The organism is Bacteroides togonis, from assembly GCF_900130135.1.
Taxonomy (GTDB): domain Bacteria; phylum Bacteroidota; class Bacteroidia; order Bacteroidales; family Bacteroidaceae; genus Bacteroides; species Bacteroides pullorum.
Genome location: NZ_LT670820.1, coordinates 319,588 through 343,091, shown reverse-complemented (window position 1 = coordinate 343,091; position 23,504 = coordinate 319,588). Strand labels below are relative to the sequence as shown.

The 23,504-nt window shown below is 44.5% G+C and carries 23 protein-coding genes; 12 read left to right on the top strand and 11 right to left on the bottom strand.

Going from position 1 to position 23,504, the window contains the following annotated elements:
• Position 1 precedes the first annotated feature (1 nt).
• The 12 genes from BQ8005_RS01590 to BQ8005_RS01540 all read left to right on the top strand — a co-directional run bounded on the left by BQ8005_RS01590 (position 2) and on the right by BQ8005_RS01540 (position 14,081).
• Positions 2 to 1,570 carry a PP2C family serine/threonine-protein phosphatase gene (locus tag BQ8005_RS01590; protein ID WP_022163530.1) on the top strand — a complete coding sequence of 523 codons (1,569 nt, stop codon included), beginning with the start codon at positions 2 to 4 and terminating at the stop codon, positions 1,568 to 1,570.
• 12 nt (positions 1,571 to 1,582) lie between these two features.
• Complete coding sequence (locus BQ8005_RS01585; RefSeq protein ID WP_022163531.1) at positions 1,583 to 3,082, top strand: helix-hairpin-helix domain-containing protein; 1,500 nt, start codon at positions 1,583 to 1,585, stop codon at positions 3,080 to 3,082.
• Between the two features lie 4 nt (positions 3,083 to 3,086).
• Positions 3,087 to 4,250, top strand: coding sequence for a DUF2569 family protein (locus BQ8005_RS01580; protein WP_022163532.1), 1,164 nt, complete (start codon positions 3,087 to 3,089; stop codon positions 4,248 to 4,250).
• A complete protein-coding gene (locus BQ8005_RS01575) occupies positions 4,250 to 5,287 on the top strand; it encodes a PrsW family glutamic-type intramembrane protease (protein ID WP_022163533.1) in 1,038 nt (345 codons plus the stop codon). Before BQ8005_RS01580 ends, BQ8005_RS01575 begins: the two co-directional genes overlap by 1 nt.
• A 1-nt stretch (position 5,288) precedes the next feature.
• Complete coding sequence (locus BQ8005_RS01570) at positions 5,289 to 6,122, top strand: hypothetical protein (protein ID WP_022163534.1); 834 nt, start codon at positions 5,289 to 5,291, stop codon at positions 6,120 to 6,122.
• 194 nt (positions 6,123 to 6,316) lie between these two features.
• Positions 6,317 to 6,715, top strand: coding sequence for a hypothetical protein (locus BQ8005_RS17005; RefSeq protein WP_022163535.1), 399 nt, complete (start codon positions 6,317 to 6,319; stop codon positions 6,713 to 6,715).
• A 33-nt stretch (positions 6,716 to 6,748) separates the two neighbouring features.
• Entirely contained in the window at positions 6,749 to 7,174 is a 426-nt protein-coding gene (locus BQ8005_RS01565) for a hypothetical protein (protein ID WP_022163536.1), read from the top strand.
• 103 nt (positions 7,175 to 7,277) lie between these two features.
• Positions 7,278 to 7,616 carry an SPFH domain-containing protein gene (locus tag BQ8005_RS01560; protein WP_390891789.1) on the top strand — a complete coding sequence of 113 codons (339 nt, stop codon included), beginning with the start codon at positions 7,278 to 7,280 and terminating at the stop codon, positions 7,614 to 7,616.
• 15 nt (positions 7,617 to 7,631) lie between these two features.
• Complete coding sequence (locus BQ8005_RS01555; RefSeq protein ID WP_022163538.1) at positions 7,632 to 10,316, top strand: calcium-translocating P-type ATPase, PMCA-type; 2,685 nt, start codon at positions 7,632 to 7,634, stop codon at positions 10,314 to 10,316.
• Positions 10,317 to 10,430: 114 nt separating this feature from the next.
• On the top strand, positions 10,431 to 10,907 hold the full coding sequence (locus BQ8005_RS01550; RefSeq protein WP_234983983.1) for a DUF1810 domain-containing protein: 477 nt from the start codon (positions 10,431 to 10,433) through the stop codon (positions 10,905 to 10,907).
• Positions 10,904 to 11,974 (top strand): hypothetical protein, encoded by a 1,071-nt coding sequence (locus BQ8005_RS01545; RefSeq protein ID WP_075316821.1) that lies wholly within the window; start codon positions 10,904 to 10,906, stop codon positions 11,972 to 11,974. Before BQ8005_RS01550 ends, BQ8005_RS01545 begins: the two co-directional genes overlap by 4 nt.
• Positions 11,934 to 14,081, top strand: coding sequence for a hypothetical protein (locus BQ8005_RS01540; protein WP_022163541.1), 2,148 nt, complete (start codon positions 11,934 to 11,936; stop codon positions 14,079 to 14,081). Before BQ8005_RS01545 ends, BQ8005_RS01540 begins: the two co-directional genes overlap by 41 nt.
• Positions 14,082 to 14,143: 62 nt before the next feature.
• Here BQ8005_RS01540 and BQ8005_RS01535 read toward each other — a convergent pair whose 3' ends face one another.
• From BQ8005_RS01535 to BQ8005_RS01485, 11 genes are all read right to left on the bottom strand, one after another.
• Entirely contained in the window at positions 14,144 to 15,418 is a 1,275-nt protein-coding gene (locus BQ8005_RS01535) for a PcfJ domain-containing protein (protein WP_022163542.1), read from the bottom strand.
• Between the two features lie 3 nt (positions 15,419 to 15,421).
• Positions 15,422 to 15,844 (bottom strand): PcfK-like family protein, encoded by a 423-nt coding sequence (locus BQ8005_RS01530; RefSeq protein ID WP_022163543.1) that lies wholly within the window; start codon positions 15,842 to 15,844, stop codon positions 15,422 to 15,424.
• A 19-nt stretch (positions 15,845 to 15,863) separates the two neighbouring features.
• Positions 15,864 to 16,349, bottom strand: coding sequence for a hypothetical protein (locus tag BQ8005_RS01525; RefSeq protein ID WP_022163544.1), 486 nt, complete (start codon positions 16,347 to 16,349; stop codon positions 15,864 to 15,866).
• 383 nt (positions 16,350 to 16,732) lie between these two features.
• Positions 16,733 to 17,275, bottom strand: coding sequence for a hypothetical protein (locus BQ8005_RS01520; RefSeq protein WP_022163545.1), 543 nt, complete (start codon positions 17,273 to 17,275; stop codon positions 16,733 to 16,735).
• Positions 17,272 to 17,817 carry a topoisomerase C-terminal repeat-containing protein gene (locus BQ8005_RS01515; RefSeq protein WP_022163546.1) on the bottom strand — a complete coding sequence of 182 codons (546 nt, stop codon included), beginning with the start codon at positions 17,815 to 17,817 and terminating at the stop codon, positions 17,272 to 17,274. Before BQ8005_RS01515 ends, BQ8005_RS01520 begins: the two co-directional genes overlap by 4 nt.
• 35 nt (positions 17,818 to 17,852) lie before the next feature.
• A complete protein-coding gene (locus tag BQ8005_RS01510; protein WP_394334110.1) occupies positions 17,853 to 18,569 on the bottom strand; it encodes a hypothetical protein in 717 nt (238 codons plus the stop codon).
• Between the two features lie 20 nt (positions 18,570 to 18,589).
• The gene (locus BQ8005_RS01505; RefSeq protein WP_022163548.1) at positions 18,590 to 19,774 is read right to left on the bottom strand and encodes a DUF3991 and TOPRIM domain-containing protein; all 1,185 of its coding nucleotides are present in this window, start codon (positions 19,772 to 19,774) and stop codon (positions 18,590 to 18,592) included.
• A 36-nt stretch (positions 19,775 to 19,810) separates the two neighbouring features.
• The gene (locus BQ8005_RS01500) at positions 19,811 to 21,145 is read right to left on the bottom strand and encodes an ArdC family protein (protein WP_075316819.1); all 1,335 of its coding nucleotides are present in this window, start codon (positions 21,143 to 21,145) and stop codon (positions 19,811 to 19,813) included.
• Entirely contained in the window at positions 21,129 to 21,359 is a 231-nt protein-coding gene (locus BQ8005_RS01495) for a hypothetical protein (RefSeq protein WP_022163551.1), read from the bottom strand. The genes BQ8005_RS01500 and BQ8005_RS01495 overlap by 17 nt, the downstream gene beginning before the upstream one ends.
• A gap of 55 nt (positions 21,360 to 21,414) precedes the next feature.
• Entirely contained in the window at positions 21,415 to 22,656 is a 1,242-nt protein-coding gene (locus BQ8005_RS01490) for a MutS N-terminal domain-containing protein (RefSeq protein ID WP_022163552.1), read from the bottom strand.
• Positions 22,657 to 22,668: 12 nt separating this feature from the next.
• Positions 22,669 to 23,448 carry a DUF3945 domain-containing protein gene (locus tag BQ8005_RS01485; RefSeq protein ID WP_200806319.1) on the bottom strand — a complete coding sequence of 260 codons (780 nt, stop codon included), beginning with the start codon at positions 23,446 to 23,448 and terminating at the stop codon, positions 22,669 to 22,671.
• Positions 23,449 to 23,504: the final 56 nt, after the last annotated feature.

The window sequence follows — 23,504 nt, the reverse complement described above, 5'->3', positions numbered from 1 at the left end:
TATGGATATTGATAAAATCATAGACACTCTCATTGGAAATAAAGATGATAAGAAAGTAGAAAATTTTCTCCGTTTTTTGTCAGACAAATTGTGGAATTTATACAATGACTATCTTATGGATAAAATAAAAATGGCAGAGAATAAAATTGTGTGGGATCTTAATATACCTAATGCAAAGGAAAATCAGGAATATGAAGTGACTGTAGATATGCCTGTTTTAGATCCCGATGGATTAGACGGTATGGAGATTGTTCTCGTAAGCGTATCTGGACTCGATAAAAATATTCATGGGTTGAGCCTTGTAACAGCTGCAGATGGGAAGTCTTTTACTATCTCAGGATGCCCGTCTTTGGAATATTTCCGTAAAAATGGTGCAACAGCTCAATCAACATTTGATTTGATTATACGCTATCAGTTTGTAGGTGTGGATATGCCAGAAGAACATCCTATTTTGGAACGGAAAGTGCCTTTCGTAATTAATCAAGATCCTCGTAAATTGTGGAAAGACCTACCTGTGGATTGGGGAAATATGCCTGAACCAAAGTATCAAAATAATGATATTCAGGTAGAGTATATAAAAGTAGAAGCCCTTGCTGACGGAACACCTCAGAAAGATATTGTGGCAGCCAGTAAGCGTGGACGTAGCCATGCACAAGAAGCTAAACCTCGCGATGACCATTTCAAAATGGCTCATATGGACAATGGATGGTATGTTATGGCCGTAGCTGATGGTGCCGGTTCTGCTAAATTTTCACGTGAAGGTTCTCGTATTGCATGTGAGGAATCAGTGAACTATTGTATTGTACAACTTAATGGCAATAAAGATTTTGAAAATGCAATATTGAAATACAACGAACAGATGGGTGACGGCGAAAGCGATGCACGCAAACAAGTTGGAGATCATATATATAAGATTGTTGGAACTGCAGCGTTTAAGGCTCATCGTGCGATTAACGCTGAAGCGGCCACCGTCAACAATCAACCTAAACAATATGCGACAACACTTTTGCTTGTCATTAGTAAAAAATTTTCTTTTGGATGGTTTCTAGCTTCATTTTGGGTGGGTGATGGTGCAATTTGTCTTTATGACAAACATACACATACGGCTAAAATACTTGGTGTACCGGACGAAGGAGAATTTGCAGGGCAGACTCGATTTCTCACCATGCCGGACATTTTCAAGGATGCCAAAAGTTTATACCAGCGACTTCGTTTCAATATAGTAGATGACTTCACCGCTCTTTTTATGATGACAGATGGTGTAAGTGACCCGAAGTTTGAAACAGATGTCAATCTGAACAATCCTGACAGATGGGATGCTTTGTGGAACGACCTTAAAGAGAATGGAGTGGAACTTACTGACGACAACGAATCATCAAAAGAGCAATTATTGAATTGGCTTGACTTTTGGTCGCCAGGAAATCACGATGACCGCACTATTGCCATTTTATATGAGGGTGAAGAGACTGATCCAAAATGTGAAGAAGTAACAGAACAAATGGCAAAAGAAATCTCCGATACAAATGAAACAGGAACTATTTCTTCTGATAAAATCAATGTAGAATCTTAAAAGGAAGAAGTTATGGCTAATATAATTAAACTGACTGCATCCGACGGTTCTACCGTTGAGTTCTATGACGAGATTAAGGCTCAAGGCGGAGTTAAGGATGTATATTTCTCAACCGATAAAACTTATGTTGTGGCATTCTACCGTAATCCTACAAATGCCAACGACAAAGCCCGATTGGAAAACATTGTTGGGGTGTATCGCGAAAAGATTTTCGTTCAGAACTCAGATGGAGATTACTGGAATGACATATTTGCATGGCCTACTAAAATGGTGGAATGGAAAGGACTCACGGGTATTGTTATTCCTTTCTATAACAAAAAGTTCTTCTTTACAGGAATTGATGCCCAATGGCCTTTCATTAAGAACGGTCAGGAAAAGAACGGCAAATGGTTCTCTTCGGCAAAACTCATCAACAAGTTCGTTCCTGCCGATCAGAAAGGTACATTTCTGTCGCGTTTGCATATGTGTTTGAAGATAGCACGTGGTATTCGCCGCATACATGCCGCAGGACTAGCTCATTCGGATCTTTCCTACAATAATGTACTTGTTGACCCCCTTTCTGGTTCGGCCTGCATTATTGATGATGATGGATTGGTTGTACCCGGCAAGTTCCCGCCAGAGGTGGTAGGTACTCCTGGTTTTATAGCACCCGAAGTTCTCGCCACAAAGACACTAAAAATAGACGATCCAAAAAAAAATTTGCCTAAGATTACTACAGACCGCTACGCACTTGCAGTACTCATCTATACTTTTCTGCTCAACCGCCATCCTTTGGACGGTGGAAAAGTGTGGAATATAGACGATCCACAAAAAGACGATGATATGCGTTATGGAGCAAAGGCCTTGTTCATTGAACATCCCACTGATTCTACCAATCGCGTTAAACCTAACCAGCTGGCACCGTCCCAATTGCCACAAGGCGATCCAAATCGGCTCCCCTATACTATTTGTGGTCCGTATTTGAAAAAATTGTTCGACAAAGCATTCATTGATGGGCTGCACAATCCATCTATGCGTCCCAGTGCGGCTGAATGGGAAGATGCACTTATCAAGACATGTGATTTGGTACAGCCATGCCAAAATCCAGATTGTCAGGCTCACTGGTATGTTTTCGACAATACTACCAAGCCTCACTGTCCGTTCTGTGGTAGAGAATATAAAGGACAGCTACCAATTCTTAACTTTTATTATGCACCTGCTCATGGAAAGTTCATTTCGGAAAACTATCGCTTAATGATTTATGATAAGCAGACTCTTTATCGGTGGCACTCCAACAACTTGGTATCAGCAAATGAAAAGACAAGCGATAATGATAAGAAGCCAGTCGGAGACTTTCATTTCCATAATGGACAATGGATACTTATCAATAGGCGTCTCCCTGATATGCGTGACATTACTGAACAAAAAGATATTCCAATCGGCGGATATGTTCCACTTACAGAAGGTCGGCAGATTCTCCTTGACAAAAGTCAAGGAGGTAGATTAGTCATTGTTCAACTTGTTAATAATTAGATTTATGGCTATAAAGGATCAATGCGAACAATGCAAGAAATATAATAGTACTTGTATAGAAAATATAGAATTTAATGGGCAGTCATGTGACCATTATATAAAGCGTATAAATTTGGAGAAAAAAACAAATCAAGTCATACATGACAATGCAAATTTCAATCAACAGGAAAAAGCATCGTGCCCTCAAATAGATTATCCTAATCCCAATGATAACATTCATGGATGGTTAGGATTTCTACTTTTTTCCATTGGTCTTGGTGGTCTGGTAAGTGCTTTATATCCTATACTTACTTATAATATAGAAGAATATGGGAGTCATTTTTTAGCACTTGCAGATGTGTTTTTGGGTATAATGTTATTAGCCTTAGCCATTTACACTATCTATGCTTTCCTCCAAAGAAAGCCAAATGCAGTTTATTTAGCCAAGGTATATATAGCTGCTGTCTTTATATCAAATGTTATAACTCTATTTAGTGGTGAATTTGAGGAATCTGGTATGGGGAGTATGCCTCGTCTTATACGTTCTTTGATATGGAGTATCGTTTGGTTCTTGTATCTGACAACTTCTAAGCAGGTCAATAATATCATTCCAAAAACATACCGTAAAATATATAGTCGTGACTATTATATTACAGCAGCATTTGTTATAGTTCCCCTATTTATGCTTGGCATTGGTATCGCAGATATACAGTCACAATACGATAAAAAAGAAGCTCAATTCATTTCATCGGTAGATTTAGCATATAATGAATACACAGATGGACGCATAGTGTTCACAAAACCTGATGGATTTATATGTGAAAAACAAGAAATAGATGAACCCAAAATCACTCTGTTTGATTTGGAACTTAGTGATTGTGCTTGGGTAAGAATATGCAGCGATTATGATTCCGATATTACAACCGATAATTTCAATTCTTATTGGGAAAATTGGAAAGACTCAGAACTTGAAAAATATTCTTATAAGGAAATCCTAAATGAAAAGCGTTTTGTTAATGACAATCCATATTTTATTAAAACGATTCAATATGAAACAGAAACTCCTATTCAATGGCATTATGTGCTATTATTTAATGAACGAACGGAAAAAGTTTGCGTAGTATCATATTATCAAATTGGGGATGGTTACAACTATCTTGATACATTATTAAAATCCATCCGTTTCTAATGGTATATATTGTACGAAATAATCAAGATTATGGCCCATACGATGAGAATACTCTCTTGTCATATGTAAACAATGGGCAAATTTTACTTCATGACAAAGCTAAAAGTGTATCTACAAATGAAGTAAATACAGTATATTATTTTTTGCATAGGGCTGGATTGAAGCCAAAAGTATCTCATGGTGGCGATTTAATAGCACAGCTACGCAAAATAGGAACAGAACTTATTATACCAAAGAATAGTTTTATCAACAAGCAATGGCTTTCGGAGAAACGCTTGTTAACCTTGGCTATAGTTGGATTGTCTCCTAGTATGTTAATGGTTATACCAATGTGGAATTTTGGCGTATTCTATGCGATTGCTTTGTACTTTTCATGTATATGGGGACTTTTCTTTTATTACCTCTTCAAGACACCGCAAGTATCTATAAAGAATACTATTTCAATATTCTTCTTGACTCAGTTATTCGTATTTGTCGCCTGGGATGTATTAGGTATTCCACGTATAAATCCATTCTATAGATTGATAGATTTATCTTTCCCTTTGAATCTATTTGGATATACCTTGGGAGTCGGTTTAATGGAAGAATTGGCTAAAGCAATTCCTCTGTTTGTTATTTATAGAAAAACAAAAGAACCGTTATTGCCACAGACATTAGTATATTATGGCTTAATGTCAGGTATTGCTTTTGGCGTTTTTGAAGGAGTACAATACCAAATGGAAGTAAATACTCAATTGGATTATACCGGAGCATTTTTTATGAATATAGCTCGTTTAACAAGTCTTCCTTTTCTTCATGCTATTTGGTGTGGTATAGCAGGCTATTTTATAGCCTTTGCAAATTTATATCCCAAATATAGAATATCCTTGTATTTCTTAGCAATTGCAATTCCAGCCATTATTCATGGTTTATATGATACATTCTGTGGAAGCTCATTAGGAATGTTAATAGCATTGCCTATTACTTTTATAGGAGTTATCATGCTTATGACTTACTTAAAACAAAGCGTAAATTATCAATCAAAACTTCGAAATTAATATGGGAAAATGTAAATATTGCCATAGAGATGCGGGATGGTTTCAACATTCGCATTCAGAATGTGAGAAAAAATATAACGACGGGAAATTAAAACTTCGCAATATACTAATGTCTTGTTTCTCTAATCTTCAGGATTTTTATTGTAGAGAACAAGAAATAAATGAAATAATAAGTAGTTCATACATTGATGAAGCAACAAAAGAAAAAATTTTTGTAGATGTATTAGACGATGTAATAGAGAAATATCTTGAAGACAATATTATAAATGATGCAGAAAAACAAAGTGTAGCCCGTTTTATACAATTTTCTCAAATTCCACAAGCGATACTTAACCAGCATCATTCCATAGAAAAAATGTTGCAAGCAGATGTTATTCAGGATATACTGAATGGAAACAAACCATCACCTAAAATAACTATTGCCGGAAACTTTCCATTTATGCTTTCAAGAAATGAAACTATGATATGGTTATTCCGAGACATAATATTCTATGAGCAAAAAATAAAAAGAGAATATGTCGGAAGAAGTAGTGGTATTAGTGTAAGGGTGGCGAAAGGTATTTATTATAGGACAGGAGGCTTTAGGGGACACCCGGTAGAAACTACTTATATGCAGAGGATTTCAGTAGGTAGTGTTTGTCTGACAGATAAACATATTTACTTTTCTTCGCCAGAGAAGAGTTTCAGATTGTCATTTGATAAAATTATAAACATTGATACATATTCAAATGGAGTTGGTCTACAAAAAGATGGGGCAAACAGCAAACCTATATTCTTGGAAGGAATAAATAGTTGGTTTGTGTATAATGTAATAATGAATTTAAGACATGTATAGAGGCATAGATGTAAAATATTACATTTCTGAAATATAGTCGTAACATGACGATGTTATAACCTTGCAACCCTTTAGCGATAGCAATAATGTAAAGGTGTTGTAATGTTTTGGAAATCCAAAAACTCCGTAAAGTTGAAACTAACTTTGCAGCATCAAAAGGAAATCAAATGTATAACAAATAAAATTCGAAGAAAATGAAAAATATTATTTTGACAGCAGCAATTGCTATTTGCGCAACTTTTGGAGTTCACGCTCAAAATATCTACGGAACTTCGTCCAAACGTAATTCAACCTCTTCATTGAGTATCGGCACAACGAATAGTTCTGTAAGATACCAACAGGGATATACCCGAAAGGACGGTACTTATGTACAAGGGCATTACAAGACATCTACTAATACGACTAATCATGATAATTTTTCAACCAGTGGAAATCTTAACACTTTTACGGGTACTATTGGAACCCATGCCCGTGATTACTCTTCCAATGCATACAATTATGGATCAGGTCGCACTATTCATACCGGTAGTCGTGGTGGACAATATTATATAAATAGTAAGGGTAACAAAACATATGTACCTAAGAGAAGATAATTTATTTCATAAAGCATAATAAACGAGGGAAATATGAAAGTAAAATTTTTATATGTTGTGTTTACTATGATGTTATTAGTTGCACCAACAGCTATGGCTCAATCTGTGTATGATTATGAGTATAACAGTCAAAAGAAAAACGCTTCGATCACATTTAGGAACAGTTCAGATTATACAATGACATTGAAGGTTATCTACTCTTTTGGAGGACTATATACGACTGTGTCTTTACCTGCACATTCATCAAGAACGGTAAACTTTAATAAAAGTGGCACATTTAAGCTGAAAATCAAAGCTACATCCTCATACGGACAATCTTCATATCACGATGGGGGAAAGTTCTCTGTAACATCTACTGAAACCGAATGGACGGAAGGAGAAATGGTTTTCAAAATGTCAACATATGGCAGTGGTCTTGGGCCATCTATATCAGCTAAAGAATTTGAAAGTAATGAATAAGTATTAATATTGATATCGTATGAATATGGATTTAGATTTCACCCCCAGTCTTATTAAAAAAGCATTATGGGGAATTTTAACAGTAATATTATTAACGGTAAGTATGGCTTTTATCAAACCTTGGTATAATGTTTGGTCGCAGGAAATGGAAGGTAAAGCAGAATTTGCCAAAGCCGAACAGAATCGTAAAATAAAGATAGAGGAAGCACGAGCAAATCTTGAAGCAGAGAAATTGAATGCACAAGCAGAAATAGAGAGAGCTAAAGGGGCTGCTGAAGCGATTAAAATAGAGAACGGTAGTATTACTCCTACTTACATCCAATATCTTTGGGTTCGCCAACAATCAGATTTGAGCGATAAGACTGTAATATATGTACCAACAGAATCAAATTTACCTATTCTTGAATCTGCAAGAATAAATCAGATACCGAAGAATAATTAATTTATAAAGAATAATATGGAACAAAAACATCATTTCACAGGCTTAACCGATGCCGAGGTGCTCGAAAGCCGTAAAAAACATGGCGCTAATATTTTGACACCTCCAGAGAAAGACCCGTTATGGAAACAATTTCTTGAAAAGTTTGGCGACCCTCTTATCATAATTTTGATGATTGCAGGTGTGCTTTCTATTGGAATCTCATTTTATGAATATTTTGGATTGGGAGAAGGTGGAGAAGTCTTCTTTGAACCGGCAGGAATTTTTGTTGCTATTCTGCTTGCTACTGGTTTGGCATTTTATTTTGAGCTCCAAGCTGATAAAGAATTTACAATTCTTAATCAAGTAAACGATGATGAACCTGTTGAGGTAATCCGTAACGGGAATGCCACACAAATACCTCGAAAAGATGTTGTTGTAGGCGATATAGTCATTCTTAATACCGGTGAGGAAGTTGCTGCTGATGGCGAATTGATAGAAGCTGTACAATTACATTTGGATGAATCCACCTTAACTGGAGAACCTGTATGTGGTAAGAGTATCAATGAAGAAGAGTTTGATAAGAATGCTACTTACCCAACCAATCATGTAATGAAAGGTACAAAGGTAATGGAAGGGCATGGTATATTCCGTGTACTTGCAGTTGGTGATGCAACCGAACAAGGCAAAGTGTTTGAGGCAGCACAGATTGATGACAGTGTGAAAACTCCGCTTAACGAGCAACTTGACGGATTAAGTGCTTGGATTACCAAATTGAGCTATGGTTTTGCTGCATTGATTATAATTGGACGTATTGCAGGTTATTTAATCAGCAACGGAACAGATTGTTTTGGCTCAATGGAACAAATTGCTCCTTTTATAGCATATGTTCTACAAACATTGATGATTGCCGTTACATTGGTTGTTGTAGCGGTACCTGAAGGGTTGCCTATGGCTGTTACACTCTCATTGGCATATTCTATGAGAAGAATGCTTCGAACAAATAATCTTGTTCGTAAAATGCACGCTTGCGAAACAATGGGAGCAACTACCGTAATTTGTACAGATAAAACAGGTACACTGACTCAAAATCAAATGAAAGTGGACGATATAAAAGTTTATGCAGATAATATTTCCGATAGTGTTATCAACGAAGGAATGGCAGTAAACTCCACCGCATCTATTGATTTCTCAGACGTCAAGAAACCTCAAGTACTGGGTAATCCGACAGAGGGGGCATTACTACTTTGGTTAAACAACAAAGGGGTGGACTATCGTATGCTGCGTGAAAGTGTAAATGTTGTACAAGAACTTCCATTCTCTACTGAGCGTAAATATATGGCTACTGTTGTTGAATCTGCTGTCATACCAGGCAAGAAAATACTTTATGTGAAGGGTGCTCCGGAAATAATCTTTGACTTATGCAAAGTCACCAATGTAGATAAAACTATTGTTGATAAGCAGTTAATTTCCTATCAGGAACGAGCCATGCGTACACTTGGTTTTGCCTATCAAGTGTTGGAAAACGATAATGCTGTGATTGAAAATGGCAAACTGGTTGCTACATCACTTCATTTCATTGGTATTGCTGCTATTGCAGATCCTGTTCGTGTAGATGTCCCTGATGCAGTAAAAGAATGTTTGGATGCAGGTATAAACATAAAGATTGTAACTGGTGATACTCCGGGTACGGCAAAGGAAATAGGTCGTCAAATAGGTCTTTGGACTTCTACAGATACAGAACGCAACATCATTACTGGCCCCGATTTTGCTGCACTTACAGAGGAACAATTGCTTGACCGTGTACAGGATCTAAAGATTATCGCCCGCGCACGTCCTATGGACAAGAAACGGTTGGTAGAAGCCTTGCAAAAGAAAAATCAGGTAGTAGCTGTTACTGGTGATGGAACAAATGATGCACCTGCATTACATACTGCTCATGTGGGACTGTCAATGGGCGATGGTACATCTGTTGCCAAAGAAGCATCTGACATTACCATCATCGATAACTCATTCTCAAGCATTGGTAAGGCTGTGATGTGGGGACGTTCACTCTATCAAAACATTCAGCGTTTCCTGTTATTTCAACTTACTGTAAATGTAACAGCTTGTTTCTTAGTTCTTTGCGGCGCATTTATGGGAACAGAAAGTCCATTGACTGTAACTCAAATGTTGTGGATAAACCTTATTATGGATACTTTTGCAGCAATGGCATTGGCATCACTTCCTCCTTCAGAGAGCGTAATGCAGGACAAACCCCGCGACCGTAATGCTTTTATTCTTAATAAATCAATGATTGCTAACATTATCGGTGTAGGTGGATTCTTTTTTGCAATGTTACTCGGTTTGCTTTATATATTCCAACACGCAGACATTCACCAACTCACAGATTTGTTATCACTTCAATTGGGTGAAAAAGGCCATGTATCTACGTATGAGTTGACTCTGCTCTTCACTATTTTTGTGATGACCCATTTCTTCTATCTCTTCAATGCGCGTGCATTCGAGACTGGTCGTAGTGCTTTACATTTCAAAGGTTGTAAGGGATTACTTATCATTGTGGCTATTATCATGATAGGGCAAGTGGCAATGGTGGAAATACCTGGTATTCAACAATTCTTCAATGTTCAAGGATTGAGTTTGCAAGATTGGATAATTATTATTCTTGGTTCCTCCCTTGTACTTTGGGTACGTGAAGGATGGCATCTGATAACTAAGCGATAACTAAATATTACGGGTTGGAATAGCTCCATACATCATACCGGGGTTATTCCAACCCTTTAATTTTATCTAAATATGGTAAAAATCAAATACAGGCATTCCTGATTCTCCTCCTTCATGGAAAAGAGCTATTGGGTATTGCATAAGCAAAACAAAGATATGGAGCAAGATAACTATAATCTTCAACGCTTTATAGAAGCACAGGATTTGATATATCCAATAGTTCTCAAAGAGTTACAGGAAGGCAGGAAACGAGGGCATTGGATGTGGTATATCTTTCCGCAACTCAAACAGCTCGGGTATTCTTTTAACTCAAAGTTTTATGGAATATCCGGAATAGAGGAAGCTACTGCATATTTAGGAAATCCAGTTCTCGCCCAACGGTTAAGAGAAGTTTCAGAAACAATACTTCATCTTTCTACCAATGATGCTGTTGAAGTATTCGGAGGCATTGACAGCCGTAAACTCTGTTCCTGCATGACGCTCTTTGACATCGTTTCGCCTGATGAAGTCTTTGCCCGAATTATAGACAAGTATTTCAATGGGCAGCAAGACAAATGTACAATTAAAATAATCAATCATTTGAGTACATGAAACACCTTCTCTTATTTCTCGCTTTATTTGCAATACTCAGTGGCTGTCGCCATGTAAATAAAACAGATTTTTCTCATGAAGAGAAAAATAGTGTGTATTATTGGAAAACAGTATTTGCACCGGATTCGTCCGATTTCGCATTCATGCGCAAGCACGATATTGGACGTATTTATTTGCGTATGTTTGATGTGTCGGTTGATAACGTTGGTACGATTGACGGAAACCGTACTGTGCCAAATGCCACTATGAGGATTCCGGAAAAGACTTATTATATATTAAACGATTCTTTGGGCTTTATAGAATTTGTTCCTGTGGTGTATATTACATTGGATGCAATGAAAGATGCAAAAGGACATGAAGGACAGTTGGCCCAAAATATCGTGACGCGCGTCAAGAATATGTGTTCATATAACGGATTGTCAAATGTGTCCGGCTTACAGTTGGATTGTGATTGGACAACTTCTACTGAACGTTCGTTTTTTGCGTTATGTGATTCTGTCCGACATGAAATCCGCAAGCAGAACCTGACTTGGAATCTTAATTCGACAATCAGACTACATCAACTGGCACAGAAGGTTCCACCGGTTGATTACGGTGTGCTGATGGTTTATAATACCGGAGATTTCAGTGACCCGGATGCGGCAAATTCCATCTTAGACCCAAAAGATATAAAGCCATATCTGAAATATCTGAGCGATTATCCATTGCACCTTGATGTAGCCTATCCCACCTATTCATGGCAGTTGTTGTTTCATAAACGCCAGTTTGTCGGTCTGTTGAATGGGATAAACGTACAGGATTCCACTAAGTTCAAAAACACTAAGAATCATCATACTTACCAATGTCTTGAAGATATTCCTTATAAAGAAATGATAATCCGGAAAGGAGACGAGATTAGAGTAGAAACCTCCAAATATCAGGACATAATAAGCGTAAAGTCCATGATAGAGCAAGAGCTATCCAATAATCCGCACAGTAATATTTTATATCATTTCGATTTACGCAATCTCTCAAAATATACAGACGATGAAATCAAAAAAATACTCTCTACTTCTGAAGTTAAGTAGCATAGTAATAATAGTATTTTCCGTATCATTCCATGCCAATGCTTGCGGTCCGTATCCTCCGATAATACCAACACCCAAGTTCTTCACATCCAATTGGGACGGCTTGCTTACTAAAGACTTTTACAAGCAGGAGAACTTGCGGTTGTGGCAAAAACTTACTTCTGAAAGAATACCATTAAACGACATTGAGCAGGCGGTATATAAAGATAACAGTGATACAGTCAATGATATAATGTTCAGTTATGACGAAAGTGTAAGCACGGATAATTTATTCTATATCTATCTGAAAAATACTCACGATTCGGAATTAGCTGATTTTTTGAGTACAGCCAAAGAGTTGGAAAAACGCAGAAATGAAATCAATTCACCGTGGTACTACCCATCATCCAGAGATTCAAGTGATGTAACAGGTGATTTCCAGGATATAATTGACAAGTGCAAGAGTTACACCGGAACCCGCATCAAGGACCGTTATGCCTTGCAAGTGGTACGGGCACTTTTTGCTTCACGTTGTTACGATAAATGTGTGGCATATTTCAATGAGGCTTTTCAGGAAATTTCTGATGACAACCTGTTCAAGCGTATGGCACAGGGGTATGTAGCCGGATGTTGGTACCGGCTGGGAAATGTTGATATGGCAAATGAATATTTCGCCCAATCTGGTGATTTTTATTCTATCAAAACCGACAATCCTGTTGCGTTCATGGCAGAACGCAATCCAGACAACCCGGAATTATTATCATACATCCAGACTATCTCAAATGATTCTGCCGAGTTTTGTGCAATAAAATCTGTTGCAGAAAATGTGCTAAGCAAGAAGAAAGTAAACAATCGTGGTGACTGGGAGTTTGCTTTGGCATATATGTACGGAGAGTTTTACTCTGACAGTCGCAAAGCCTCGCAGTATATCCGTAAGGCTTTGCGGCACACGTTTTCATCAGACGATTTACACGACCATGCCCGTGCCTATCGCATGAAGATAGATGCAGAGAACGATGATAATTCATCACTTTTGTCTGATTTGAAATGGATGGAATCAAAGATTGACATATTTTTGCCAGATGCTGTGGAATGGAACAGAATGATGCAGAACATAGTTTATGCCAGCCTGATTCCGAACTTGTGGAATAATAAGGACTATACTACAGCTATATTACTATGCGGTTATGCAGACAATCTGCTTGCCACCAAGCAACGCCATGATGAAATAGAGACAGATTATACATGCGCTTTTTGGGGAGGAGCTACCCAAACACAGACAATTGAAGAAATGAGAAGAAGTGAACGATTTTGGAATACGCAAGATTACAGTTCTCTTTCTTTTCAGTTGATGGGGTCTCTTTCGTCCAGTCAACTTATAGACGTGAAGCGGGGTATTGCTTCTGAAAATAAATTGTTTACTTATCTGAAAAAGTATATCCGGCACGATTCAGACTATTTCAATGAACTTATAGGGACTCTTGCCCTCCGTGAGGAAAACTATCAAAGGGCTGTCGGATATTTTACCAGTGTTTCTGATGAATATTTGCAAGCCATGAATGTATATAAGGGAGGCTATCTTAATCGGAATCCTTTCTATGCTTATCCGGACAGATGGTCTAAAAGCGGAGAATGGGAATGGGAGGCACAAACTGTCAATAAACCATTGCAAGACTCCCAAAGAATTAAATACAGGTTTGCCAAAAGAATGTTGGAATTGCAAGACCAGATGAAATACGGAAAGACTGCCGACATACGAGGTATGGCACGGTTCAAATATGCCATAGGCCGTCGTAATTCTTTTGAAGAGTGTTGGGCTTTAACCCAATATTGGCGTGGAGAATATATCGGCTTGTTTGAGCCTCGATTGGATTATTGGTCAATTGATTATATAAAAGGTTATGATGACATCCTATACGATTACAAGCATTCTGTCGGGCATAAAAAAACAGAAGAAATCTATCAGGCAGAAATTAAAAAGGCTTTGGAAATGTTCCAATCTGAGGAAGCTAAAGCCGAAGCAGAATATATATTGGGTAATCTTCGCACAATTATAAAGTGTTATGGTAATACCACTACTGCACGATACATCAAGAAGTCTTGCGATAATTGGCATTCCTGGTTATGATGTAAAGGCACTCCGTTCCACGCTTCCCAGCGTAGAACGGGGTTCGGAACATATATCAGAAATCATGCTGTTTTTCTTGCCTCCAGGAAGCGGTGTGCGTTATCATTGACCAATTTGACAATTCGTTCGTGATATTCCGTGTTGGAGTTGCACACTCCACGGCTCTGTATCACCTTACCCTCTTTCAATGAGAACTCCACGGTCTCTATGCGGTTGCCTTGTCGGTCGTGTGCCGAAAGGATAATGCTGTCCGTCTTTGCATAATATTCACACTGGAACACACAATGGTGCATGTGTTCGCCCTCCTCCTTGTAGGCTTCAATGGTGTCAAGCACGGAAATCTCAATGTCGCTGTCGCTGATGACAATCCCGAAGAAACAGGACTTGTCCCTGTAAAACTCGGCTTCATGCTCCTTGGCTCTCTGCATCCGCTCCCTGTTCCTGCGCCTCTCCTCCATGCCGTTTACTTTGGCCAGCCACCTGTCATGCTCGGCTTTGAGGTTTATCGGGCAGATATACCTCGGGCTGCGTGTGTCCTTTCCGCACCGTTCAAGCAGACGGACGGTGTCGCACCACATGCTGTAATCAACAGGCCGGTAATGATGCCGTGATGCAACCTTGTATGACTGCCAGCACCTGTCCAGCTCGAATGTATTGCTGACGAAATAGGCAACCGCCTTGCGGTCTTTGGTTTTCATCATGGTTTCGATGCGGTGGTCTGACAAAAGAGCCTTTGCAAGACGCATGGGGTGGCAGTCGGGAAGCCTGCCTCTCATGCCGTTGCGTCTCAGTCCTGCCGTGACTGAATAACGGGGATAGACATACGTGTTTGAGATAACCCAATGCACATCGGACATTTGCCTTAACTCAATATCGGTCATCCAGTTGAAGCTGTCCTGATAATAGCCTATCGTCCTCGCCCTTGAAGTGACGGCAGTCTTTCCGTCCCCACCAAGCCACAGACGGCACACCTCCCAACAGGTAGTTCTCATTGGCTCGCCTTTCCTGTAACAGACATTCAGCAGGAACACACGCTGCACCTGCAACCCGTCAATGGCTTCAAGAGTGGAAAAATAGCTTGTCTCCCTGCATTTCCGTTTCATCGTGTCAGTAACCTGCAAGCGGTGTCCGCAATGGGGGCAGCGTACAGACTTTCCTTTTCCCTTGTAGTCAAACTTTCCTCCGCAATCGCTGCACGTGCATTTGTGGCCGGAAGTGCGGAAAGCAATATGCGATACCACGTTTTTGACAGCCCACTCCACGGCTTTCGGGCTGATGGCGGACAGCCCCTCGTTGGAGGCTGCCACCGTCTTTTCAAATTTCGTTCTCGGTTTCATGGCTCAAAAATCAAAAAGTGAGAGTTCGGGTTGTTTGGGTTCGGGCTTCTTTGCAGCCTTGGGCTTGGAGTTGCGTTGCTGCAACTTGCGCATTTCCTCGTCCTGGTAGCGTTTGAGCGCAATGGCTCGCTGTTCCGCCTTTTCCTCCTCGGTCAGTTCAATGTGGTGATTGACAACGACCGAGCAGTTTATTGGCTTGCCGATGTCCAGTGTCGGCTCGTCTATCGCATGGACTGCCATGGAATAGATTTCCTCGTCTGCAAAGCCACAACAGCCGGATTTCTGCACTTCGTTGAGTATGAACGTAACCACATCGTCAATGGTGCGTGTCGTGGTCTCGTATTTGGCACGGAAGAGTTCGTCCTCTTTTGCCCTCTTGTCAAGATAGTTCCTGATGATTTCCTTGAAATGTTCCGTTCCTTTCATGATGTTTCCGTTTTAAGTATTAGAAGCGATAGCCGATTACCGCCCCGATATATAGTTTTTCCCCTGCTGCAAGCGTTTCAACCAACCGCATGAGTTCCCTTGACCGTTCAGCCGTTCCGTGTCCGTCACAAAACTCCGTGATGAAAAGGCAGTCCGTGGCGAGCGGATTGAGTATGGCTTTCTGAAGGTGGTAGGCAGTCCCTGCCCATTCCATGATGTTCTTCTCGGTGAGTGCGTCCGTCCGTTTGCGGATAAGGTCAAGATAAGTCTTTCGCCACTCCGTGAAGCCCCCGTTATAGGCCAGCGTCTCGTCCGCATTGAGGGTAAACATGCCCTCGGGCAAAATGCGCCCCGCAAGGTTCTTGATTTCCCTTTTGCGGTCTTCGTTGTCAATCTCGCAGGTGTAGTCCATAAAGACCATGTCGCCCTGTCCCACGTGTTCGATGCCGATATACTCCCTTTTTTCTATTGGTCTGTTGCTGAGTTGAAAAATAGTGCTAAACATAATTTTAATATATTTATGTAATTCTTAATTCTTTTCCCTCTTGTCTGAAGCCTTACGGCTTCTCGCATCCGGGGGATTTTTACGATACTTACCCACACGGAGGGCTTGAAGTGGCAAAAGGCGGACATGGCAAGCGGAAAGCGGACGGAATACCCAATTTGGCACAAATTGCGGAAGGCTGCCGGTCGTTTTCCGTGCGGCCAAGCATAGCGGTGTTTGCCGTCGCCACGGCCCTCCGTTATTTTGTATCGGAAAATCCACAGATGCGCCAAGCCTTGAGGCAGACAGGGATGTACTTGTATTCATTCAGTTAATGACGGCACAAAAAAATCCCGACACCGACGTGCCGGGACTCTGAAAGTGTACATAAAATTAAAGTATGCTTAAACCAATGGGATCTCAAACGACTTGATTACGCAACGGGCCTCCTTGTCAAGAATGAACCAGTATTCGGAGCGGTAGGGTTTTCCTTCCGCCGTTTTCGCCTCGAACTCAATCTTGACTTTCCACCCGTTGAAAGGTTTTAGGGTCTTGCCGTTCTGACCACCGGGAATTGTGAGCGACCGCAGGACGGCCATAGCTTCCATCTGCCGCTCCATCAGCCCGGCCATATCCCTGTTGTCCGGGTTAAAATTCTCCAGCCCATTCGTCTCTTTCATTACTTTTTCGTTGATTTTCATCATCGCCATGGAGAGTGCCATCTTTTCCTCCATGTTCACGTACTCCCTGCCGAAGACGGAATCCGCCTTGCTGATACCGATGACCCTGACGGATTCGGGGTTGTCCACCGAGGCTTTCAGCGCAAGCTCCGCCACCTCCACGGCTCTCTTGCCGGGGTTGTCTGGCCGGAACATGAAATAGAACACGCCGCCCCAGAAGAGGATGCCGGTAATCAGTATCACAATTAATAACGTACCCTGTCTCATACCTTGATGATTTGAAGTTTGTCGGGAGACACTCCGAGCCGCTTACGGTACACGGTGCCGTCCTCCCGGTACATTTCCAGTTCGGATGCCGTAATCTGTTTCTCGCACAGCTCTTTCGCCTCGTCGAGTGTAAGCTGGTGCCCTCCGATGTTCCTCCAGATGGAGAATGAACACGGTGCGGATTCGTTGTTGTAGTTGGAGCAGTTGAACGCCCGGCTTCCGACACGTATCTCTCCGCCGCAGTGCGGGCATTTGCCGATGACCGGCTGCATCGGCACGCTGCCGTCGTCCGCCAGCTCCAGCACGGTCGGGAACGCCTTGCCCTCCTTGGAGGTGAAGCCGTCCAACAGGACATGCCGTTTCTCCAGCAGTTCCGTGATTTCCGCATCGTTCATCTTGCGGTTGCCGATGATGCCGTTGATGTTCAGCACGCAGGACGGCTGTTCCCCGATGTTATGCTCGCAGCGGTAGCCCTTGCAGGTCTTTACCACGTTCCCGCCGCACAGGGGGCAGCGTCCGATGATTCTTTTTTCAGTTTCCATGATTGTTGATGTTACTTTGTTATTTTTTTATCTTTTCAGAAACCCCGGTTCCATTCGGCCACGATGCCGCCGACGATGTTCTTGCCGGACATCACGCTTGCCCAGCTTTCCGGGTCGAGCGAGAACCAGAGGTCGTTCCACGAGAGCGTTCGCACCTGCCATGCCAGTATGAACAGGTCTGTGTTGACGGCCTCCAGCCTCGTCACCACCTCGTTGGCGATGTAGTAGCGTTCGGAGGAACTCAACAGGTTCACCTTGTGCTTCCCGTTCTTGCCGTCCGTGCCGCCCACGTCATAGCTTCCCGATGTCACGAGCTGTTTCATGAACGGGTAGAGTGCAGCCATCTGCGTGGCGGCATCCGCCAGCTCGTCCGACACCAGTGCGGCGATGGCCGTGCCCTTGAGGTTTCCGCCCACCGATTTCAGGAGCAGGTCGCAGTTCCTGGGGATTTCCGTCGTCACCAGTTCCCCTGCACGTTTGATCTGGTACAGGTTCTGTACCGCACCCTGGGCATTGGAAAGGTATTCCAGCATTTTGTCCTCCACGTTATGTACCCGGTCAAGAGCCACTGTTACGGCGGTCTCTGCCGCAATGATTTTCTCCTGCCTTTCCTTGCGCTTCTTGTGGATGCTTTTCAGCTCGGCTGTCTGCGCGATGACCGCCCCGGTCAGTGCCGGGTCGGTCTGCTGGGCGAATACCGGCAGATTTCCTGTCATGCAACCGCAAATGACGGCGATTATTTTCAGTTTCATTTTCAATGATTCCATATACCTTACATTTTAAGTCCAGTATTCCGATATTCGGCCAGCTTCCGTTCCCGGTCATCCTTGTTGGGGGAAAGGACTGGTTGTAAAGGCCTGTTCATCAGGCAGTCGTTCCAGTCCTTGAAAGCCTTGGGAGGCAGCCACTGTCCCATGCGGTAGCGGATGCCCAGACGCTCGCCGGCCTGTGCCGTAAGGGAGCGTTCCGTGTCCAGTGTGAAGGATTTTCCTTTCGCCTCTATCCGTATGCCGTCCTCCGCCTTATGGATTTTCATCGGGATATTTTCCAGAAGGGCCATCATGCGAAGCCCGTAGATGCGCCCGGCAAGGTCGTTGTCGAAACAGTCGAAGGCACGGGCATGGGGAAAACGCTCCATGACACCGGTTATCTGCCTGTCCGAGAACGTGCCGCCGAGCGACACCAGTGCCACTTCCGCATTTATCCGTGCCCGGTTCACCTGGTAGAATGCCATCGCATCGAAAGCGGACTCACAGAAGAACACGCTCCGGACCGCCTCACGGTTGCCGCCCGTCAGGTCGGCCACCCATGCCGAGGAGGAGGAATCGGTGCCGGCCGCCTTGGACTTGTAGCCGCTGTGCCCCCGTATCTCGTAGCCCCTGACTTCATCATTTCGTGCGTCCGTGTAGGGGAAACCGATGTTGTAGCCGTCGAACTTGCCGTTCCGGCGGTCACGTATGAGGCAGACGAACGGAGAAAGTTCCCTGACCGTCTCGGCGGAAATGCCCCTGAGGGCGAACAGTCCCGGTGTCTTCTCCGTATCGACAGGCTTCACCTCATACCGTGAACTGTCAAATACGGCAGTGTGCATGGCGGATTTCACATACTCGCGGTCTTCCCGGTATTCGGGTTCGGGCATGTTGGCAAAGCGTGCCATGACCTTGGCGATTTTCTGCCACTCGTCCTTGCCCGACACCGTGAAGGAGGAAAGGTTCTCCCGTATGAGCGTGACCACATCGCCTTTCGAGCCGTTCCTGCGGAAGAACGTCTGCGCCGCCTTGTCGTTCGGGTGGCTGACGATGATGGTGTCACGCCTGTCCCTGCCTTCGCCCAGCACCAGCTCGATGTACCTTCCCACACCGGCCTTGCGGTCCAGACGGTAGCCCAGGGCATAGGCGATGTCGTCAATGCCCACACGGGATTTCAGTTCCTTGAAGTTTACCTTGTAGTCCGTCATAAGCCCGTCCGTATTACGGTGATATTCATATTCTTGTTAAATGCTGATTCCCGTACCGGCTTTCTGCGTGCGCTGCATGACCGCCAGTTCCGGCCCGTAGGTCTTGCGTGCCGTCATGTTCAGGAACGCCGCCTTGTCCTTCATGTCGGTGAGCTGGAAGAAGGTTTTTGCGGTGTCTTTCGACACTTTCTTCAGTCCCAGTTCCACCCCGTCGTAGGAGGCGCGGATGGCATAGTCACCGGAGCGTGTCTTGACGATGGCCGCATTCTTGAAAGGCACCTCCTCACCGGCATCCAACGGGGCCAGTGGGTCGTTCTTGGCCAGGTACGGCTGCTCGCCGAGTGCCAGCCGCTGCTTGTCCACGTGGTCGAGAATCAGGTCCGACGCCTTGTTCACGTCCGCCATGACGGAGACGATGAATTTCGGTTCCTGTTTCAGCGTGCCTATCCACGAGTCCAGGTAGGCGGCGGAGTTGTCGGTCACTTTGGAGTCAAAGCCCATGGAGTGGCTGATCATGGCAGCCGTGAGTTCGGCCACCAGCTCCTCCTTGGCGTACTTCGGGTCGCCGAAGCGTCCGCCCGTTTCACGGTTGAGCCGTTCGGGTGTCATGGTGGAGTGCGTCATCTCGTGCAGCATGGTGGAATAATACTCCATGCCGCCCCGGTAAGTCTCCTCCGGCGAGCTGCCGATGTTGAACTGCGCCTTCATGGGCACCACGATACGGTCCTGCGAGGGAGAGTAGAAAGCCCCGTCCACACGTTTGTCCGCCTGTATCGGGCAGAGCCACTGCTGCGTCTGCACCATGCGGTCGAGGGCGGCATGGGCGTACATTCCCTCCGTGTCCCGGAGTTCGGGCACCTTGAACCTGTCAAGGAGTTTCTGCATCCTTTCCGGCTGCATCTCGGCCAGGTTGGTCTGCGCCACGTTATAGACAGGGAAGGACTTGACGAACGGGATGGCCTCCAGCCCCTGCCGTTCCTCCTTCGTCATGGCACGGTACTCGTCGGAGCTGACGCGCCTGCCGTCCCTGTCCTTTACCAGCATGTCCCAGTACACCACGGGGAAGGCTTTCTCGCCTTTCAGGACATGGGCTTTCAGGTTATGGGCCTGCTTGAAGGTCAGATAGACCGGGAGCTGATACCCCATGGCGGCCGTGTGCAATTGCAGGAAGAAAGAGTTGGAGCCGGAATAGTTGCGTCCTCCCACGTTCTGCGGCAGCCCGGCATAGCCCGACTCGCCGCCTATCCAGCCTTTCTTCCAGCCGGTTTCCTTCATCTGCCGCATACGCTCGATCATCATTGCCGTAAACCGTTCCAGAGCTGCCTGGCCGGAACCGCCCGATGACGACAGTGAGTTAGTTCCATATGCCATAGTCCTCGTCGTCCGTTAGCTGGCGGTCCATCCCCTCGGTGTCCGTCTGTTCGACATAAAACTCCGCCGACTCGTCCGACGGGTCCGTACCGTGGGCACGGCACCAGTCGAGGTAGTCCTGCGCGTTCTCTCCCTCCATGACAAAGCGGAGGAAACCTATCTTGCCTTCCTGGAGGAGTTCCACCAGCTCCTCGTGTCTCATTGCTTTTGACATAATCGTTTACTGTTTTTAATGTGATATGAATTATTAATTACTCTTTCTCATTCAGTTACATTTTCATGGAAGCTGATTTTTCCACCCTGGCGGTGTTGCCCGCCAGCATATCGGTGATTTCCGTGTTCAGGTACTTGGCCGCTATCTGCTCCCGTGTGGCGGTCTTGGTCTTGAAGAGCGAATAGCCGTCGTCGAAGGAGATTTCATGCCGGGAGGTCTTGCCCCTGTCGCCCATGTCCACCGACACTTTCCACTTGTTGTCGGCATGGTCCTTGGCCACACGGACACCCTTGGGGTCGATGCCTTCGGGAAGCCGGTATTTCTCGTAGGCGGATTTCAGGTGCAGCCGTTCGCCGAAGTTCCTCTCCAACAGCTGCTCTGGTGTCATCACCCGGTCGAAGTAGGCGTTCAAATCCTGACGGGAGGCGACGGCCGACATCTTGGTATCGCCGACCTGCGCGTAAAACTTGTACTTGCCGTAATCGGGACGCTGCTCGTCCTTCTCCTTGTACACGTTGAACTTCTCCACCGTGACGCTGCCCTCCGGCCCGTCAATCGACTTAGGCATCCGGAAAGCCTCTTCGGGCACTTTGGGCATGAGCTTGGTCGGGTAGTAGCGTTCCATCAGCTGGGGTACGGTCATCTCCTTCTTCTGGTAGGCGGCAAGGTCAGCCGCATCCATTTTCTGCGGTTTCAGCTGCTGCCCGTCAATCTTGGCTGTAAAATACCAGTCTTCCGGGTTGTCCTTGCTCTGGTAGGCATGGCCGTGCGTCACTTTTTCACCGTTGGCCGTCACCATCTGCGGTTCACGGGGTTTGCGCTCCTTCCCGGCTTCGACTTTCGTCTCGGCCTTCTTCTCGTCGGCAGGTTTCTCCACGGCAGCGTTTCCCACTGTCTTGGCAGGCTCTTCCTGCGTAGCCTTCTCTTTCTTTTTCTTTGCCATAGCTTCATTGTTTGGAGTTATTTCTTCTTGCGTTTTCGCTTTCTTCATCAGCTTCGGGTCTTCAATCGCATCACAGATGGCGACCCTTTGCCCCGAACGGATCAGTTTGGGCAGATACGTGTCCAGGGCATGATGGGGAAACCCGGCCAGCTTGACAGGCTCTTTCTCGCCGGGAATGATTTTCTCCGAAATCTTCAAGGCAAGCAGTACGGAAGCCTTGACGGCATCCTCCCTGTACAGCTCATAGAAGTCCCCGTTGCGGAAAAGCAGCATCGCGTCCGGGTGCTTCTTCTTCAATGCGTCAAACTTTCCGAGAAGGGTGGTATCCTTGTCTGTATTCTCTTTCTTGGCCATGGGAAACTGGTTTTAGATTTTGAGACCCTTGGATTCTTTCGGGGAGGAATGGAACTTCAACGCCCGCTCCTGTGACTGACGGTCAACCACCTTCAGGTATTCCCAGCGGTTTTTGTCCGTCATCACCAGTCCGAGGTATTCGGGATGCCGTTCGTCATAGCGGAGTTTCTGCTGCCGTTCCCATTCTTTCAAGTCGCCCTGTATCACCTTGAACCCCTGCGGTTCTTTAAGGTCCACGCCGACGGAGACCTTTTCACCGCCCACGTTCAGCTCCACGGGCTTTCCCTCACGTACCTGCTGCTTCTGCTGTGTCCCCAGTTCGATGTCATTCACCTTCTCCATGTCCTTCAGCTTCTGTTCAATCTGAACATCAGTTACCCGTCGGTGTATGACGGACTTCGTTTCGGGATCAAGCTGGAGATACTGCCGTGTCTTCTCGCCGTTGATTTCCACGGCTTTTTGGATGACTTCACCACTATTGAGCCTTGCGGCTTCCTGTTCCGTCAGTCGGAGGATGCCGCTACGTTCCGCTTCGAGAGCGGCACGGACAGGATAGGCCATGAGTACGGGATTGCCGTTCTTGTCAGCGGTCATCTGCAGTTTGAGCGGTAACGTGATCACGTCACCGTTTCGGGCACTTATCGACACCTGCATGAGCGGTGTGACCTCGCCGGAAACAAGCCTGTCCTTCACTTCCTGCGGCAGAAGGTCGGCCTTTTCCCGGTCGATGCCCAGTGCTGCCAGTCTCTCGTATGGCAGCGGTTCGGGTTGATTTCTGTTGTGCATTTCCATTTTATGGTTGTTAAGCTGTTAATTTTGCGGCCGTGGCCGTCTGATTGCCACAAATT

Excerpts from the sequence above, each read along its gene's own strand:
- BQ8005_RS01590 (WP_022163530.1), top strand. The coding sequence starts at position 2 with ATGGATATTGATAAAATCATAGACACTCTCATTGGAAATAAAGATGAT.
- BQ8005_RS01585 (WP_022163531.1), top strand. The coding sequence starts at position 1,583 with ATGGCTAATATAATTAAACTGACTGCATCCGACGGTTCTACCGTTGAG.
- BQ8005_RS01580 (WP_022163532.1), top strand. The coding sequence starts at position 3,087 with ATGGCTATAAAGGATCAATGCGAACAATGCAAGAAATATAATAGTACT.
- BQ8005_RS01575 (WP_022163533.1), top strand. The coding sequence starts at position 4,250 with ATGGTATATATTGTACGAAATAATCAAGATTATGGCCCATACGATGAG.
- BQ8005_RS01570 (WP_022163534.1), top strand. The coding sequence starts at position 5,289 with ATGGGAAAATGTAAATATTGCCATAGAGATGCGGGATGGTTTCAACAT.
- BQ8005_RS17005 (WP_022163535.1), top strand. The coding sequence starts at position 6,317 with ATGAAAAATATTATTTTGACAGCAGCAATTGCTATTTGCGCAACTTTT.
- BQ8005_RS01565 (WP_022163536.1), top strand. The coding sequence starts at position 6,749 with ATGAAAGTAAAATTTTTATATGTTGTGTTTACTATGATGTTATTAGTT.
- BQ8005_RS01560 (WP_390891789.1), top strand. The coding sequence starts at position 7,278 with ATGGCTTTTATCAAACCTTGGTATAATGTTTGGTCGCAGGAAATGGAA.
- BQ8005_RS01555 (WP_022163538.1), top strand. The coding sequence starts at position 7,632 with ATGGAACAAAAACATCATTTCACAGGCTTAACCGATGCCGAGGTGCTC.
- BQ8005_RS01550 (WP_234983983.1), top strand. The coding sequence starts at position 10,431 with ATGGAAAAGAGCTATTGGGTATTGCATAAGCAAAACAAAGATATGGAG.
- BQ8005_RS01545 (WP_075316821.1), top strand. The coding sequence starts at position 10,904 with ATGAAACACCTTCTCTTATTTCTCGCTTTATTTGCAATACTCAGTGGC.
- BQ8005_RS01540 (WP_022163541.1), top strand. The coding sequence starts at position 11,934 with ATGAAATCAAAAAAATACTCTCTACTTCTGAAGTTAAGTAGCATAGTA.
- BQ8005_RS01535 (WP_022163542.1), bottom strand. The coding sequence starts at position 15,418 with ATGAAACCGAGAACGAAATTTGAAAAGACGGTGGCAGCCTCCAACGAG.
- BQ8005_RS01530 (WP_022163543.1), bottom strand. The coding sequence starts at position 15,844 with ATGAAAGGAACGGAACATTTCAAGGAAATCATCAGGAACTATCTTGAC.
- BQ8005_RS01525 (WP_022163544.1), bottom strand. The coding sequence starts at position 16,349 with ATGTTTAGCACTATTTTTCAACTCAGCAACAGACCAATAGAAAAAAGG.
- BQ8005_RS01520 (WP_022163545.1), bottom strand. The coding sequence starts at position 17,275 with ATGAGACAGGGTACGTTATTAATTGTGATACTGATTACCGGCATCCTC.
- BQ8005_RS01515 (WP_022163546.1), bottom strand. The coding sequence starts at position 17,817 with ATGGAAACTGAAAAAAGAATCATCGGACGCTGCCCCCTGTGCGGCGGG.
- BQ8005_RS01510 (WP_394334110.1), bottom strand. The coding sequence starts at position 18,569 with ATGAAACTGAAAATAATCGCCGTCATTTGCGGTTGCATGACAGGAAAT.
- BQ8005_RS01505 (WP_022163548.1), bottom strand. The coding sequence starts at position 19,774 with ATGACGGACTACAAGGTAAACTTCAAGGAACTGAAATCCCGTGTGGGC.
- BQ8005_RS01500 (WP_075316819.1), bottom strand. The coding sequence starts at position 21,145 with ATGGCATATGGAACTAACTCACTGTCGTCATCGGGCGGTTCCGGCCAG.
- BQ8005_RS01495 (WP_022163551.1), bottom strand. The coding sequence starts at position 21,359 with ATGTCAAAAGCAATGAGACACGAGGAGCTGGTGGAACTCCTCCAGGAA.
- BQ8005_RS01490 (WP_022163552.1), bottom strand. The coding sequence starts at position 22,656 with ATGGCCAAGAAAGAGAATACAGACAAGGATACCACCCTTCTCGGAAAG.
- BQ8005_RS01485 (WP_200806319.1), bottom strand. The coding sequence starts at position 23,448 with ATGGAAATGCACAACAGAAATCAACCCGAACCGCTGCCATACGAGAGA.